This window comes from Varunaivibrio sulfuroxidans (genome assembly GCF_029318635.1).
Taxonomy (GTDB): domain Bacteria; phylum Pseudomonadota; class Alphaproteobacteria; order Rhodospirillales; family Magnetovibrionaceae; genus Varunaivibrio; species Varunaivibrio sulfuroxidans.
Window position 1 is genome coordinate 2,489,119 of record NZ_CP119676.1, and the last position, 16,433, is coordinate 2,505,551.

Annotated in this window: 12 protein-coding genes and 1 tRNA gene; 4 read left to right on the forward strand and 9 right to left on the reverse strand. The window is 60.0% G+C overall.

Going from position 1 to position 16,433, the window contains the following annotated elements; translation table 11 throughout:
• Window positions 1-16: 16 nt before the first annotated feature.
• Together P3M64_RS11695 and P3M64_RS11700 are read right to left on the reverse strand one after the other, a co-directional pair.
• Entirely contained in the window at window positions 17-766 is a 750-nt protein-coding gene (locus tag P3M64_RS11695) for a TVP38/TMEM64 family protein (protein WP_243644733.1), read from the reverse strand.
• Entirely contained in the window at window positions 763-1,557 is a 795-nt protein-coding gene (locus P3M64_RS11700; protein WP_132938537.1) for a glycosyltransferase, read from the reverse strand. The genes P3M64_RS11695 and P3M64_RS11700 overlap by 4 nt, the downstream gene beginning before the upstream one ends.
• Before the next feature lie 233 nt (window positions 1,558-1,790).
• Here P3M64_RS11700 and P3M64_RS11705 point away from each other — a divergent pair, with 233 nt between their 5' ends.
• The 4 genes from P3M64_RS11705 to P3M64_RS11720 all read left to right on the forward strand — a co-directional run bounded on the left by P3M64_RS11705 (window position 1,791) and on the right by P3M64_RS11720 (window position 10,389).
• The gene (locus tag P3M64_RS11705; protein WP_165886262.1) at window positions 1,791-2,855 is read left to right on the forward strand and encodes a GGDEF domain-containing protein; all 1,065 of its coding nucleotides are present in this window, start codon (window positions 1,791-1,793) and stop codon (window positions 2,853-2,855) included.
• A 407-nt stretch (window positions 2,856-3,262) separates the two neighbouring features.
• Window positions 3,263-5,539: an ATP-dependent helicase gene (locus P3M64_RS11710; RefSeq protein WP_456119828.1), complete on the forward strand. Its 2,277-nt coding sequence runs from the start codon at window positions 3,263-3,265 to the stop codon at window positions 5,537-5,539.
• Between the two features lie 611 nt (window positions 5,540-6,150).
• Entirely contained in the window at window positions 6,151-7,125 is a 975-nt protein-coding gene (locus P3M64_RS11715) for a 50S ribosomal protein L11 methyltransferase (protein ID WP_132938535.1), read from the forward strand.
• 12 nt (window positions 7,126-7,137) lie between these two features.
• Window positions 7,138-10,389: a sensor domain-containing protein gene (locus P3M64_RS11720; RefSeq protein WP_132938534.1), complete on the forward strand. Its 3,252-nt coding sequence runs from the start codon at window positions 7,138-7,140 to the stop codon at window positions 10,387-10,389.
• Between the two features lie 82 nt (window positions 10,390-10,471).
• On the opposite strand, the gene P3M64_RS11725 is transcribed toward P3M64_RS11720, so the two are convergent.
• The 7 genes from P3M64_RS11725 to P3M64_RS11755 all read right to left on the reverse strand — a co-directional run bounded on the left by P3M64_RS11725 (window position 10,472) and on the right by P3M64_RS11755 (window position 16,393).
• Window positions 10,472-10,816 carry a hypothetical protein gene (locus P3M64_RS11725; protein ID WP_132938533.1) on the reverse strand — a complete coding sequence of 115 codons (345 nt, stop codon included), beginning with the start codon at window positions 10,814-10,816 and terminating at the stop codon, window positions 10,472-10,474.
• Between the two features lie 119 nt (window positions 10,817-10,935).
• Complete coding sequence (locus P3M64_RS11730; RefSeq protein WP_132938532.1) at window positions 10,936-11,265, reverse strand: AzlD domain-containing protein; 330 nt, start codon at window positions 11,263-11,265, stop codon at window positions 10,936-10,938.
• Window positions 11,262-12,029 carry an AzlC family ABC transporter permease gene (locus tag P3M64_RS11735; RefSeq protein WP_132938531.1) on the reverse strand — a complete coding sequence of 256 codons (768 nt, stop codon included), beginning with the start codon at window positions 12,027-12,029 and terminating at the stop codon, window positions 11,262-11,264. Before P3M64_RS11735 ends, P3M64_RS11730 begins: the two co-directional genes overlap by 4 nt.
• Window positions 12,030-12,100: 71 nt before the next feature.
• Window positions 12,101-13,327, reverse strand: coding sequence for an iron-containing alcohol dehydrogenase (locus P3M64_RS11740; RefSeq protein WP_132938530.1), 1,227 nt, complete (start codon window positions 13,325-13,327; stop codon window positions 12,101-12,103).
• 187 nt (window positions 13,328-13,514) lie between these two features.
• Window positions 13,515-13,589: transfer RNA gene (locus tag P3M64_RS11745), tRNA-Gln, on the reverse strand.
• A gap of 87 nt (window positions 13,590-13,676) precedes the next feature.
• Window positions 13,677-14,567, reverse strand: coding sequence for a 4-(cytidine 5'-diphospho)-2-C-methyl-D-erythritol kinase (locus P3M64_RS11750; RefSeq protein WP_132938529.1), 891 nt, complete (start codon window positions 14,565-14,567; stop codon window positions 13,677-13,679).
• Window positions 14,564-16,393: a tetratricopeptide repeat protein gene (locus tag P3M64_RS11755; RefSeq protein ID WP_165886261.1), complete on the reverse strand. Its 1,830-nt coding sequence runs from the start codon at window positions 16,391-16,393 to the stop codon at window positions 14,564-14,566. The genes P3M64_RS11750 and P3M64_RS11755 overlap by 4 nt, the downstream gene beginning before the upstream one ends.
• Window positions 16,394-16,433 lie beyond the last annotated feature (40 nt).

The window sequence follows — 16,433 nt, forward strand, 5'->3', positions numbered from 1 at the left end:
TGTGGGGACGATGAAATCATTTTTGCCGTTCTCCCGATGCGTCAAGAGGGCCACGCCCCTCGTTTAAGGGGGGGGCCAAAGCGTCGCCGCCGATTTCGCTATCCACGGCGTCGTCCAATTTCTTGCCATGGCGCAACTTGCGATAAAGATAGACGCCAAGCAGGCTGGATGTCACGAACAGGACGACCCCGACGCCGATACGCAATGTCGGATCAATGGCGATGCCACTGCCCATGAGGGCGAAAATCATGGTTTGGGGAAGGTAACCCAGGGCCGATCCCGAGAGAAACGGTCGGCTGCGCACGCTGGAAACGCCGGCGGCCAAGTTGGTCACGGCGTTGCTGCCGACCGGCAACAGGCGCACGATCAGCGTCATGGTGAAAGTATGATCGTGCAAGAAAGAGTCTATTTTGCGGACTTTGTCGGGATAACGCGCGGTGACGAATGCGCGTCCGACGAAGCGGGCGTAATAAAAGGCGAGCAAGCACCCTAAGATGGAACCGGCCAGGGCAAGCCCGGTTCCCGCCAGAAATCCGAAGCCATAACCGCCGAGGAACGAAATTGCCTGACGGGGCAATCCCACGGCGGTGGCGATCGTGACGGCGGCGATAAAAATGATATCTCCCTTGACGCCGTGTCCGCGCACCGCGGTGTCGATCCAGCTTGCATCGAGTAGGACGCCGCTTTCTAAGGCGCGCAGGAGATATCCCGCGGCGATCAGGGTGGCGATGACGATGAAACCACGGATCAGAACTTTGGGGTTCAAGGGCGGGGGCCTTCTATTTTTTCGATAACGGGTCTGGAGCCGCGCCGGATCAGCCAGTTCACGCCGAAGATATCGATGATGCCGACTTTCAATCGTCCCCATAGGCCGTATTTGGACTGACCGCGCTCGCGGGGGCGATGGTTGACTTCGATCGAGCGCACCCGCCCGCCGCGGCGGATCATTAAGGCGGGCAAAAAGCGGTGCATGTGATCGAAGCGGGGCATGTCGAGGAAGGCCGTGCGGGTGAACACCTTCAGGCCGCACCCGGTGTCGGGGGTATCGTCCTTGAGCAGGCGGGCGCGCACCGCATTGGCGATTTTCGATTGCATGCGCTTGGACCAGGTGTCCTTGCGTTTGGCGCGCCAACCGGCGACGAGAAGGGTGTCGGGCGCGTCGTCGGACTCGAGAACCTTGAGCAAATTGGGAATATCGTTGGGGTCGTTCTGTCCGTCGCCGTCCAAGGTGGCGATGATGGTCGCCTGCGCGGCGGCGACGCCGGTGGCGACGGCGGCGCTTTGCCCGCAACAGGCGCGATGGCGCATGACCGTCAGGTTGTCGAGCCGCCGCGCCTGCTCGCTCAACGTTCGCGCGGTGCCGTCGGCGCTGCCGTCATCGACGTAAACGATTTGAAAGGCGCACACGCCGTTCAGCGCACTCTCGATTTCACCGATCAGGGGCGCGACGTTATCTTCCTCATTGTAAACGGGGACGACAACGGCTAGGTGATAGGGAGAGGGTGCGCTAGGACCGTCGGAAACGGCGGCGGTGGCGCGCGATGTGTTTTCTGCCATGGCTGGGGTCGCGGCTGGAGTTGGACCTGGGTTCACCTGGAACCATTAAGCCCTGCTTTTACACCGCCTAGGCGGTGTTGGCCAGCGCCGATCATGACCGAAGGGCGCTATTCACAAAGAAAACACATTTTACGCCGGGACCGGATTACGCCGGGACCGGGATTGCTTGGACCTTGGGGCGATGGCGGTCTTGTGCCGGGATGAGGGGCGTGACGAAAAACGGGAAAGTCTCGATGGGAGATACGTCGTATAGTGAATCCGCCGATCAGGCCGATGAGTATGCGCGCGCGGCGTTGACGCTGATGCGGGCCAAGGGCGTCGTCGCCAACCCAAATAATTTTGCGGTCTGGTATTGCCATTTTTCGGGTAAGCGGCCCGAATTGTCGCAAACGCTGCAAATCCTTTTGGACAATGGTCAAAATTTCACGCCTGAACGCAGTGACGAATTGTTTCGCCGTTTTTTCACGGTGGAGGAAGAAAATAAGAATCTCTTCGAAACGGCCGGTCAGATCGAAAATGAAATCTCAAAAATCCTCACGACGTTGGATTTGGCGGGCGACGGCGCGGCGCGTTATGGGCGGACCCTAAGCGACGCCTCGCGAAGCATTGGCGGCGCGGGCGCGGAAGACCTGCAAGGCATGATCGTCAAGGTGATCAAGGAGACGCGCGGCATGGAGCGTCTCAACAAGGCGCTGGAAAATCAGCTCGAAAAATCGAGCGGCGAAATCGTGCAGTTGAAGGACGACCTGGAAGAAATGCGCCGCGAGGCGATGACCGATTCCCTGACCGGACTGGCCAATCGCAAGCGTTTTGATCTTGAATTGCGCCGCGCCGCGATGACGGCGATGGAAGACGGCGCGCCCTTGTGTCTGCTCATGGTCGATATCGACCATTTTAAGCGTTTTAACGACACTTATGGGCATCAGGTCGGCGATCAGGTTTTGAAATTATTGGGCGCGACACTGAAGGCATCCGTGCGCGCCGACGATATGGCGGCGCGCTATGGCGGCGAGGAGTTCGCCATCATTCTGCCGCAGACGAAAATCGACGAGGCGAAGAAGGTGGCCGAGGAAATCCGCCATAAGATTAGCGCGAAAAACTTGATCAACCGCCAAACCAAGGAAGACATGGGAAAAATAACGGTGTCGATGGGAATCGCCCAATTCGCCTACGGCGAAAGTCTCGGCGTTTTGATCAAACGGGCCGACCAAGCGCTATACATGGCCAAGCGGACGGGCCGAGACCGTAGTCTTAGCGAGCGGGACCTGGACGATAAGGCGCTCTCGTTCGACCATTGAGCCGCGAGCGCGCCCACCGCTATGGCGGATATCTCCGCCCGCGGTGGGCGACTTCAGGGCGTTGGAAGCATCATCCGTTCCAGAGCATCGGCAGCATCATAAGCCAAAGGCCGGAGACGACGATCAGAACAAGATCGACGCGGCGAAGGGGGAAATTGCGGATGCGGGACATGGGCTTTTCCTCTTGGCTATCGTGTTAAAAAAACGCTTCGCTCGGTGGGTGTTGCGCCATTAAGGCACAAAGCGCCTGAACGGCCCCTGAGGGCGACGTTTATCTTCGGTTCAGGTTTTGGCGCTCATGTCGCCGCGCCATGCGCGTTTCCGGGCGGCGGCGTCATGGCGGCGGCATTTTTTTTACGGTTGGCCCACCGAGGCCGTTCCGTGGCGTCCGACGGCCATGCTATACCATGGCGATGAACGATTCTTCCGATCCTTTCCATGACCCGATGGCGTCCGATGGCGCCCCGCGGGCGTTGTCGGCGCGTCACCTCGAACGTCTGAACGAAACGCAACGCCGGGCGGTCGAGACGACCGACGGTCCGGTGCTGGTGTTGGCGGGGGCGGGGACCGGCAAAACTCGGGTGCTGACCACCCGCCTCGGGCATATCCTCCTCAGTGGCAAGGCGCATCCCCAGGAAATTCTCGCCGTGACCTTTACCAACAAGGCCGCGCGCGAGATGAAGGAACGGGTCGCCGATTTGGTGGGCCGACCCGTCGAGGGGTGGTGGATCGGCACCTTTCACGCCCTGGCGGCGCGGGTTTTACGCCGTCACGCCGATTTGGTCGGCCTGAAATCGAATTTCACCATCTTGGACACCGACGATCAAAATCGTTTGATCAAGGAGCTTTTGCCCGCCCAGGGCATCGATTCCCAGCGCTGGCCGCCCAAAGTCGTGGGCGGAGTTCTTCAGCGCTGGAAAGACCGCGCCCTCGGCCCGGAAAAGGTGACCGGGGCGGAAGGCTCGGACATCGCCGAGGGGCGCGTTGTGGCTCTTTATCGCGCCTATCAGGAGCGGTTGAAACAGCTTAACGCGGCGGATTTCGGCGATCTACTGCTTCATTGCGTGACCATATTTCAGGCCGCGCCCGATGTTCTGGCGCGCTATCAAGAGCGGTTCCGCTACATCCTGGTCGATGAATACCAGGACACCAACGTCGCCCAGTATCTATGGCTACGCCTGCTTGCGCAGAAGCACAAAAATATTTGCTGCGTCGGCGATGACGATCAGTCGATTTATTCGTGGCGGGGCGCCGAGGTCGGCAATATTCTGCGCTTCGAGAAGGATTTTCCGGGCGCCGTGATTATCCGTCTGGAACGCAATTACCGATCGACGCCGCATATCTTGGCGGCGGCGTCGGGCCTGATCGCACACAACCAGGGACGCTTGGGAAAGACCTTGTGGACCGATCTTGACGGCGGCGAGAAAGTCCGTGTGCGGGGTGTCTGGGACAGTCCCCAGGAAGCCCGCGCCATCGGCGATGAGATGGAGACCCTCCACCGCCGGGGCGACCCCCTCAGTTCGATGGCGGTGCTGGTGCGCACAGGCGCGCAGACCCGCGAACTGGAAGAATGCCTAATAACCATGGGCATCGCTTACCGTGTGGTCGGGGGATTGCGCTTTTATGAACGCCAGGAAATTCGCGATGTGGTGGCGTATCTGCGCGTGATCGCCCAACCCGACGACGACCTAGCGTTCATGCGCATCGTCAACCTTCCCAAAAGAGGGCTGGGCGAGGCGTCCCTGCGCGATGTCCACCTGTACGCCCGCGCCCAGGGCATTTCCCTGTATCGAGCGGCCGGACGCTTGGTCGAAACCGACGAATTGCGCCCCGCCGCCCGGCGCGCCCTGGGTGCGCTGATCGCGCACTTCGAAGCCTGGCGCGGGCGGAGCGCCGAAATCAAACTGGCGGAACTGCTCGATCAGGTGTTGAACGGTTCGGGATATCTGCAGATGTGGCGCGAGGACAAGGCGCTGGACGCCCCGGGCCGAGTCGAAAACCTAAAGGAATTAACGGTCGGGATCGAGCCGTTCGAGACTTTGGAAATGTTTCTCGAGCACGTCGCCCTGGTGATGGAGAACGAAACCGCGAGCGAGGACGACAAAGTCACCTTGATGACGCTGCACGGCGCGAAAGGCCTGGAGTTCGACACCGTTTTCATGCCCGGCTGGGAAGAGGGCCTGTTCCCGCATCAGCGCGCGCTGGACGAAACCGGAACCCGGGGGCTCGAAGAGGAACGCCGTCTGGCCTACGTCGGCTTGACCCGCGCGCGTCAACGCGCGGTGATTTTATTCGCCGCCAACCGGCGTATTTTTGGGCAATGGAAAAGTGCGCTGCCGTCGCGGTTTCTCGAAGAATTGCCCGGGGAGCATGTCGAGCGCATCGTCGAGACGGGACTGTACGGCAACGCGGGGATCAACGCCGGGTCGGGTGGACCGGGGGTTCCCGTGGCGTTTCCCGCCAGATTGCGCGCGGCCCCCCGTACCGGGCAGGAAGCGTCGCGGCGGCGGACGCAAGGCGCGGACGACGATGCGCCGTTCGGTGTTGGAGTGCGGGTGTTTCATCAAAAATTCGGTTACGGTCGCGTGCGCGCCGTTGACGGCGATAAACTGGAGATCGCCTTCGATAAAGCGGGCGTCAAAAAGGTCATGACCTCCTTTATACGCCCCGCCGACGCACTTTAAGGTCGCGCAATTCTTTTTTCTCGTTTCATAGGGACGGCTATCGGAGGGGCGGTTATCGGATAAAGTTTCGCCCCCCCGTTTCAGGTTGGAGCCGCGTTCAGAACGGCGCCGAGGCGAAAAAACGTGTCTCCAGGGAAGCCTTGGGCGGCAACCTTGGAAACACGATAGCAGGACTTCCCCTCAGTTTTATGCCCCCCTCGGTTTTACGCCCCGAGAAAAGACGCGCCGGATCCGGATGAAGAGGTCCTGACCCTAATAAAAGACAGCGACAAATACCGCCATCGCGAGCAACCCAACCATGGGGAGACCGTACTTATCTAGCATCTCAGACATCATTACACCCTCCTGTATACATTATTAGTGTTTTTAACCGCAGTAATTGTAGCATAACTTAATGTTTGCACGCAAATCATGGCTGTTAGTATTAGAGTTTTTGTATATTCAACTTTAGTAATATTTTAGTATTTTGTTCTAAAATGAAAAACGTGCATTTGTTGCGTTGGTTGGCCGGCCTTATTGATCAAATGAAAAAAACAAACGTATTTTTTTATTTTAATTTTTTGTGTGAAGGGCATTGACGGGCAGATAAAGCTCACGCATACCGGAGGGGAATGGCCCACGCACAAGCACAGAAAGTATGGCGGGTCGAGATTCGCGTGCCGCGCGATGTCGTCGCCCAGTTTGAAGGCGCGCTCGAGCCCTATTGTCAGGTAATTACCTGGTACGTCGAGGACGATGCCGCTTCCTGGCGTATGGAGGGATTTTGCGCCGACGCGCCCTCCGACGACGCCCTTGCCGCGGCGTTGAGCCGGGCGGCGAAGGCGAATGCCGTGCCCTGTCCGGCGTTTGCCGTGCAATGCCAGCAAAGCGACGACTGGGTCGCGGAAAATCAAAAACAGTTTCCACCGTTTTCCGTCGGGCGATTTTTTATCCACGGCACGCATTTTGACGCCGCCGCTCCGGTTGGAAAAATGGCGATGTGCATAAATCCGGGGGCGGCGTTCGGATCCGGCCAACATGCGACGACGGCGGGATGCCTGCGCGCCTTGGACGATCTGGCCAAAGAACGCAAGTTCGCTCGTCCGCTGGATATGGGGTGCGGTTCGGGTATCTTGGCGATGGCGATGGCGCGGTTATGGCGGGTGCGGGTTATCGCCGTCGATATCGATCCCATCGCCATTCCCGTTACCGTGGAAAACGCCGGGCGCAATGCTCTCGGGCGCTACGTGCGCGCCTTTCAAAGCCATGGGTATCGTTCTCGTGGCGTTTGCCGAGGCGGCCCTTACGACCTTATCGTATCGAATATTCTGGCGCGGCCTTTAATGAAGATGGCCAACGCGTTAGAGTGCCATCTAGCGCCGGGAGGCGTGGCTGTTTTATCCGGGCTTTTGGAGCGCGACACGTCCCGTGTTTTGGAAGCCTATCGCAGGCGGGGGCTCTTTTTAATGAGAAAAATCAGCATGGATGGATGGGACACCCTGGTTTTATCGCGTCCGGGCGGGGCGCCGTGGGGCCGCCCCTCTCCGCCGGGCGCATGCCCCCGCCCGGACGGATCGTTTAGGGCGTCAATCCCCGGGAAAAAGTGAAAAGCGCAGGACATGCACGAGCGTCAGGACATGCATTTTCTGATTATCTCCGCGCAACCGGAAACGGTCGCGAGAGTCAAGGACGCCTTGGGGTGGATGGCCGAGGGTGGCGTGCGCACGGCGCACAGTCTGGGCGAGGCGCTGGATATCCTCAAAGGGCGCGACGCCGACACAATCGGTGGGTTGATCGTCGATCCCAAGTTTGCCGATCGCGCGCCCGATGAAGGATTGATCGAACTGCGCCGGGTGGCTCCAAAAAAAATGCTCCTGGCGATTTTGCGGGCGGGCGGGGTGCGCATCGCGCCCAAGCCGATGTCGGCGGTGATCGACCATGTTTTGGATATGGATGGCCTTACTCATGAAAAAATGGTGTGGGCCGTCCAATTCGCCGAGCACAGGCGTAAAAAATCCGACGTGCGTCTGCGCAACTCTCGGCGCTATCGCCACTTCACCCTGGCATCGACAGATTGGCTGTGGGAGATGGATAGCGAGCTACGGTTCAGCTATCTCTCGCCACATTTCGAGGCGGCGACGGGGTTGCAAACCAGCGCGGTGATCGGCCTATCGCGCCCCGATCTGATTCGCTCTGTGCGCGAACCGGGGGCTTACGAAGCCCATCTTGAGCAATTGCGTAAACACGAACCCTTCAGCAATTTTCAATATGTGACCGAAATTGCCGATGGCAAGGAGGCGGTTTTTGAATTGAGCGGGGTTCCCGTATTCTCCAGCGACGGTTCTTTCGAAGGTTACCGGGGGACCGGCGCCAATGTCACCGAACGCATTCGGGCCGAGGAGCGGGAGCGGGAAAACGCGGAAAACCTGCGGGCGTTTCTCAATGCGACCCCGGATCCCGCGGCCCTGATCGATCTCGATTTCAAGGTTCTGCTCGTCAACGACGCGATGGCGCGCTGGCGGCAAAAACCTGCCCAAGCTATTCTTGGAGAGACTTTTTTCGATCACCCCCAGGCAAAGCTAAACCGGCAGCGTCTGTCGTGGATTCGTGAGGTGATCGCCCGGCGCAACCCGGTCAAAGGGGTGGTGACGGTGCGCGGGGCGTGGTTCGAGGATAACTACTATCCGGTTTTCGATGACACCGGAAAGGTTACGCGGATCGCCATCTACGCACGTAATATTTCCGCCGAACGCGCGGCATTGGAGGATTTGCGCCGTTCGGAAATGCGCTTCACCAAGGCCTTCATGGCCAGTCCCAATCTGATGGTGATTTCGACACTGAAGGACGGCGTGCATTTCGATGTCAATGACGCCTGGATCAATACGCTAGGGTACAGCCGGGAAGAGGCGCTTGGCCACACCGCCCAGGAAATCGGCGTTTGGCCCAGTCTCGGAGAACGTGAACGCTTCGTTCAGGCCTTTCACGCCAACCAGGGCGCATTTCGCGACTTGGAGGTGCAATTTTGCTGCAAATCCGGGGAAATTCGAGATTTCTTGCTGTCGGGTGAAAAAATCAATCTCGACGATAGCGAAGACGATCTCGTTCTTCTGGTCGCACACGATATCACGGAACGCAAAAGGGTCGAAAAACAACTGCGCCTAGGCGCGACGGTTTACGATAATACAACCGAAGCGATCATGGTTAGCGACAGCGACAATAACATCATCGACGTCAACCCGGCTTTCACCACGATCACCGGTTACAGTCGCGAGGAAGGCATCGGCCGCAAGCCGAGCATGCTTCAGTCCGGGCGTCACGACAAAGCCTTCTACGAGGCGATGTGGACGACGCTTCTTGCGCAGGGCAATTGGCAGGGCGAGGTCTGGAACCGGCGTAAAAACGGCGAACTCTATCCCGAATGGCTGTCCATTTCGGTGATCGAAAACGGCGCGGGCGCGGTCGATAGTTATGTCGCCTTGTTCAGCGACATCAGCAAGCTCAAACAGGATGAAGAGCGTATTCGTTATCAGGCCAATTACGACGCCTTGACGGGGTTGCCCAACCGAACGTTGTTCATGGACAGGCTGTGGCAGACCTTGGAGATTTCGCGCCGGGAAAATCGCATGGCGGCGCTGATGTTCATCGACTTGGACCACTTCAAGCTGATTAACGACACTCTGGGTCATGCCGCCGGCGACATGCTGTTGCAGGAGGTCTCGCGCCGTTTGACCAACTGCGTGCGCGGCGAGGATACGGTGTCGCGTCTGGGCGGTGACGAATTCACCATCACGCTGCCGTCGATCGCCAAGGAGATGGCGGCGACAGTGGTTTCGGGCAAGGTTCTCGCCGCCCTGAGCGAGCCGCTGTTCATCGACGGCGCCGAGGTGCATGTTACGGCCAGCATCGGCATTACGCTGTTTCCTCGCGATGGCGACACCCCCGAGGAGTTGCTCAAAAACGCCGACGCCGCGATGTATCGGGCCAAGGACGTGGGACGCAACACCTACCAGTTTTTTACGATGGAACTGCAAGAGCAGGTGCTCGAACGGATGCTTCTCGAGCGCGAGATGCGTCATGCCATCACCCGCGATGAACTCGAACTGTACTATCAACCCCTGGTCTGCGTGCAGCGGGGCAGGGTCATCGGGGCCGAGGTGTTGTTGCGCTGGAACCATGCCGTGCGCGGCCAGATCGCGCCCGCCGATTTCATTCCCCTCGCCGAGGAGACCGGGCTGATCGTCGATATTGGGAAGTGGGTTCTGGAGCAGGCTTGCGCCAGGCTTGCACGATGGAACGAGGAGGGCATCGCCCCCGACAAACTGGCGATCAATTTGTCGGTGCGTCAGTTCAAGCAAGGCAACCTCTTGGAAATTATCCAGGACGTCATGGAAAGGCACAGCGTCGGTGGGCACCTTTTGGAAATGGAAATCACCGAATCCCTGCTTGCCGACGACTCCACAAATATCATGGGGACCTTGAAAGCCTTGCGCGGAATGGGCGTGCAGTTGTCGATCGACGATTTCGGCACCGGCTATTCGTCGTTCGCCTATTTGAAGATGTTTCCCATCGACACCATAAAAATCGACAGAGCCTTCATCTGCGACATGACGGAAAAAGAGGAGAGCGCCTCGATCGTGCGGGCGATCATCGCCATGTCGCACAGCCTTAATCTGAAGGTCGTCGGCGAGGGGGTCGAGCATCTGACGCAATTCGACTTCCTGCGTGAATTGGGTTGCGATCTTGCGCAGGGGTATTATCTGGGACGACCAATGTGCGCGGTCGATTTCGAGGCCTCGCTGCGCAGCCCGACCCTCGATTGCGTCGGGGATAAAAACCGCGTGCGCGCGGCCGAGGGGAACGCCGACACTTAAGCCGAGCGAAAAAGCGCCCCGCGAAAAAACAGTCGAAAACCAAAGGGTGCGCCCTTAACGGGCGTGCCGTTTCCGTCGGACGTTACCCGGAGCGACGCAGTGAGGCATCGAGAAATTGCGACGGAACATAGCGCTGTTGGGGCGTTCGGATGTCCTCGGTCGGGTATTCGTCGCCCTGGGGCGCGTCGTGCTCTTCGGCGGCGTGGCGGCTTTTTCGTTCCAGGGCGATAAGCGTTTCTTGGCGGCGGCGGTATTGGCGACGAAGGGCGCCGGTTTCGCTTTCAAGCCTGGTGATGCGCTGGGACGCCTTGAACATTTGCGCTTCGAGATGCAGACACCTCTGGCTTAGGCGGCGCATGGCCTCGCTGCTGACCAGCAATGCGCTAAGGCCGATAAGAAATCCGAATAAAGCAATGATTTCAACCATTTCTCTCAGCTTTGCTTTCTGCGTTACTGTCCGAACGCCCCGCGGCATACTCGACGATAAGACGCAATTCGTCAAAAAAGTAAAGATTTCGGAAAGGTCGTTAGGCTTGTAATCCCGGCTTACCACAACACATAAACAAAGACCCCAACCCCGATGGTCAGGCTTAGCAAAAGATTTCCGCGCGACACGGCGAAAACGATAAAGGCGATCGCGGCCGTGCCCAGGCGCGTTCCCAATCCCGTGGACGCCAGCGCGCCCATGGGGAACAAAATCATGCGGACGATCAGCGCCGCCAACAAGGCGTAGGTGACGCACGATACCCACGCGAAGGCCGCCGATTGGGGGGAAATGCGTCCCGACAGCGCGGCGCCCAAAAAGCGAGAGGCGTAGGTCGCCAACGCGCTGCACGCCAGCACGATCCACGGCCAATGGTCGTTCAAGGCGATCATGCGTCGTCCGCCTTGGCGGCGGAACGGGTCCGCGGACCCCTTGCGGGTAACGCGCGATCCACCGCGAAGGCCAAGGTACCCGCGCCCAGTCCGGCGATGAGAAGGCTCCAATCGGGGATGATTTTATAAAGCACGGGCCCGCTAAGCGCACCTAGGAGGAGCGATAAAATTCGCCCGCGATGGCGTAGGTCCTGCGTGAACAACAAGGCGAAATACAACGGATTGAGAAACATCAGGCCCAGCGAAACCGGCAGGGGAACCGATCGTGACAGATAAAACCCGAAGACGAAGGCGAATTGAGACACCCCCCACAACAACAGCGCGAAACCGGCGAAATAAGGCAAGCGTTGCTCGCGCGGAAGCGTGGGGTTGCGGCGCATGGCTCCAATCCATCCCGTCGCGGCGACGAGATGGGCGAGCGGATAATAGACCCATTTCGGGGTGGTTGGATTGCGGATTATCGGAAATAGGGTCACCGTCAGGGGTAAAAGTCGGGCATTGGTCAGCCCCACCGCGAGAACGATGACGAACAGCGACGCTCCGGCGTGATACAGTTCGACCATCGCGATTTGCCCGGGCAGGGCCCATGTGGTGATGGTCGAAAACAGGCCGTGCCAGATCGTCCAGCCATCTTCCTGCATCAACGATCCAAAGCCTACCATGCTTGCGCCAAGGACGATCGCGGGGGTGCCCAGGGCATCGCGTAGGCCGCCCCAAAAGGCGTTCTTAATCGTGGCGTAGGGGTGCAGGGGTGCGTGCGTCATGTCTCATGATTACTGGATTTCATCTTCTTTGAAAACGCCGCAATTGTTGCAGGACAATGCCAGCTCTCCATTCAAAGGCTGCGCCGGACGATGGCGGCGATTTCCGCGTCGCTTAAGGCGACGGGATTTGTCTTCATGCTCGATCCTCGGCTGTTGGCGACAAGCCGCGCGATATCGTCCGGGCCCACGCCAAAATGGCCCAGACGGGGAATGTTCAAGGTTTCGGTCCACCCGCGCAGGGTAACGCACAGCGCCTCCAGGGGGTCGCCGGGGGGCGTGTCGTCTTCGCCACCGCCGATCAGCGTTCCGGCGCGGGCGTACAGGTCGAGGGCCGGGTTCTCCGGGTCGCGCTCGCGCAGGGCCTCGATATTTACCATCGTCGCCGCCGCCAGAACCGCCGCGCAGGCGACGCCATGGGGAATTTGAAAAAACGCGCCTAATGGCGCGGCCAGACCGTGAACGGACCCGAGGCCGGTCTGCGCCAGGCAAATCCCCGAAATCATCGCGGCATAGGCGAGGCGCTGCAAGGCGTGGCTCCGCCGGGGCGTCGGCGTGTCGCCGTCGGCGCTTCGCCAGGCCGTCCATAAACCGTCATTGAAAGCCTCTAGTCCCGACCAGGCGAGCGCCCGTGTCATCACATTGGCGCGCGTCGAAACCAGCGATTCCAGAAGTTGGGTGAAGGCGTCCATGGCGTTGGCGGCGACGACGCTTTTCGGACACGAGAACAATAAATCCGGATCGACGATCGCCAGCCGCGCCACAAGGGCGTCGGACCGGAAGGATTTTTTAAACCCTTCCGGTCCGTGGCGACCGAGCACGGCGTTCTTGGTCGCCTCGCTACCGGTGCCCGCGGTGGTCGGCACGGCGATAAAGGGCAGGGCGGGGCCGCGGTAGGGTCGTTCGGGACCGACGCCTTCGAGAAAGTCCATCACGCTGTCGCCGCTCGTAAGCAGGCCGGCGATGGCCTTGGCCCCGTCCAAGGCGCTGCCGCCGCCGATGCCGACCACCGCCTCGACGCCGGCGCCCTTATATTGGCGTACGGCGTCGTCGATCAACTCGGGCGACGGCTCACCGGCAATCGCGAGTTGGAAATATTTAGCGCCGGATCTCGTCACTTCGGCCAGCAGCGGGGCGCAGTGCGGTCCCTCCATGAACGATCGCCCCCCGGTGACGATCAAAACCCGCCGCCCCAGGGCCGCGATCTCGCCGGGCAATTGGGCGATGGTCCCCGCCCCGAACACGAGGCGCGGTAGACGGGCGATGGTAAACGGCGGCAGAGGCGCGCGCGGGCTGGGCATGAGAACACCTTTCAGACGGGCGACCTTCCTCGGTGTGGCTAACGGGGGATGGGGCGCGAAGGTCATCGTACATCACCCCCCGGCGCGCCGAAAGCCCGTCGCTCGGTGTCGGACCGACAGGCGCGCGCGCCAAAAAAAGCCACCGTCCCGTCCGCATCGGCGGCAGGTGACGGTGGCATGATCGGATTGGCTGGGGCGGCAGGATTCGAACCTGCGAATGCCGCTACCAAAAAGCGGTGCCTTACCACTTGGCGACGCCCCACCAAGGAGAGCGCAACATAAGGGCAAATCGAGCGCGCCGCAAGCCGTCAATGCGCAAAAAAAACGATCACCCGACGGGCACGGAAAATCACGGTGCGGGGCGGCTCAACGTTCCGGTGTCGCAGATCAGGGAACCGGTCTTAACCCACCATCCGGGGTGGTCTTTATCCAGGGCCATGGTTGTCTGAATGGCGGCGTCGGCGGTGTCGAACAGGGCGAAACAGGTCGCCCCGCTGCCCGACATCCGGGCGAGACGGCAGCCTGGTCGGTCTTTCAGCGCCTTCAGGACATCGCCAATCACCGGGGCCATCGTCAATGCGGAGACGTGCAGGTCGTTGGTGCGCTCGGCTAAAATGGCGGCCAGCTCGGCGCCGTCGGCGGGGGCGTAATCGAAGCGGTTGGGTCTGGAAAAATCGCCCTCCCGTGCGGCGAAAACGGTGGGCGTGGACAGCGGGACACCGGGATTGACCAGAACCACCCAGCTTTCGGGCAATTTCGGCGCGGGGGTCAGTTCTTCGCCGATGCCGCCGACGAAACAGGCCTGCCCGGCCAGGCATACGGGAACGTCGGCGCCCAGTTTTAGCGCCAGCGCCATCAGTTCGTCGTCGGCGGGGGCGTCTTTCCACAATTGCATCAGGGCCGATAGGGTGGCCGCCGCGTCCGCCGAGCCGCCGCCCAGGCCGCTGGCCACCGGCAGGCGCTTGACCAAGGTGATCTTGGCCCCCATCGGCGCTTCCAGCTTTTCGCGCAGCGCCAGCGCGGCCTGCAGAACGATGTTCTCCTCGCCGTGCGGAACGTCATCTTTGAACGGTCCCTCGATGTCCAGCGTCAGGCCCCGGCTTTCTTCGACCCGGATCATGTCCTGAATGCCCGCGAAGGCGACCAGCGAATCGAGCGTATGATAGCCGTCCGGGCGTCGCCCCGTGACGTGAAGATAGAGGTTGAGTTTGGCCGGTGCGGCGACGGTGAGGGCGCTCATATGGATGGAGCCTCCGGCTTGACGTCGCCCGGCGCGTCGGTCTTGGAGGATGATTTGGGGGACAGTTTGGGGGTGGCGTTTCTGGGAACCTTGTGCGGGGGAAGGCCGTTTTTCAGTTTGTTTTCGATGGATTTTTTCAAGGCGGCGTCGGCGCCGAAAAATAAGGCGTGGTTCCATTGAAAACGCGCTTCCTGGCGTCGGCCCACTTGCCAATAGACATCGCCCAGGTGGTCGTTGATCACGGGGTCTTCGGGAACCAGAAGCACGGCGCGTTCCATCTCTCGGACGGCCTCGGCGTAATGTCCGATCCGATACAGCCCCCAACCCAGGCTATCGACAATATAACCGTCACGTGGGCGTAAAAGTACGGCCTGACGGACCATCTCCAGGGCGCGATCGAGATGCTCGCCCTGTTCCATCCACGAATACCCCAAATAGTTGAGTACATTGGGCTGATTGGGGTTGAGTGACAGCGCCTTTAGCAGGTCGGCTTCGGCGCGCGGCCATTGCTTGGCCTGTTCCAGGGCGACGCCGCGTGCATAATACAGCGACCAGGATCGCTCGTCGGGGTTTTTGATCCGTGCAAAGGCCCGGTCGTAGGCGTTCACCGCCTCTGAGAAACGCCCGGCGTGGCGCAGAATGTCGCCCATCTGAATCAAGGGGGCGGGTCTATCGGGATAGGCCTTAGCCTGCGCTTCGAGCAGCTTGAGGGCGTTTTTGATTTGCCCCAGGGCGTTGAGATTGTCCGCCATCCGTAATTTGGCGTCCCAGGCGAAGGCCGACGCCGGGTCGATTTGGCGGTAGACGGCGTTCGCCGCTTGGATTTGCCCCTCTTGCTCGTAAATATCGGCGAGTAAAATTTGTGCGGCGGGAAAATGCGGGCGTGCAACCAACGCCATGCGGGCGAAATCCAGCGCCGGTTCATTGACGTGATCGCGGCGCAGCGAACTGGCGATCCCGAATAGCCCCTCGGCAAGGCCGTCCGTGGCGTTTCTGATCGCCGGCGCGGGTTTGCGCCCGCTTTTCAAACGCGCCATGGCGTCGTCAAGTAGGTATCCCGACCGGCTCTGCGTGATGTAGTTTTGGTACACGCGGCGCGCCTGGTTGGGCTTTCCCGCCCGTTCATAAAGGTTGCCTAAAATGATCGTGGTGCGGTAGCTGGGGCCGTCCTCGCCGTTATTTGCTTGTTCGAGTAATTTTTCCGCCTTGTCCTGGTGCCCCCACAAAGCCTGGATCATGCCTTCGTGCATGGCGTACAGGGGCTGGATGTCTTTTTTCTTCGACAGCGGGCGGAGCGCCTTCAACGCGCCGTCGTAATCCTTGCTTGCGACCTTGATCCAGGCGCGAATCAAGGGGCGCAAATACATATGCAGGCCTTGACTCGGGAGACCCGATAATATGGCGTCGGCTTGCTTCATGCGCCCCTTGACGAGATCATCGACGGGAACCAGATACGCCTCGTAGGCGACATTGATATGGTTTTTAAGGAGGAGGCGCGCGAACGCGGTCGCCTGATTCATGTCGCCGCCCGACAGGTTGAGGACATAGAGCAATTTCCACAAATAAACGTCGTCGGGTCTTTGTTTAGCAATGGTCTGAAAATAGTCGATCGCGCGTGGGATATCTCCGCGCGCGTTGGCGTGCATGCCTGAAAGATAATTGCCACTGATCGAGGCCGCCGGGATAAACGCCGGTTGCTCGTGCGCCGTCGTCGTGCCCGCCGATGCGCATGCCGCGAGGACCAACAGGGCAGGGGCGATGATCGCGGCGCGGCCAAAACGGCGCGGCTGTTTTTTCGATGGGAATATCGAGCGCGGAGTCGGCATGAGGTAACTCTTTTTCTGAGGCATGCGGCGAGGGGCCTGT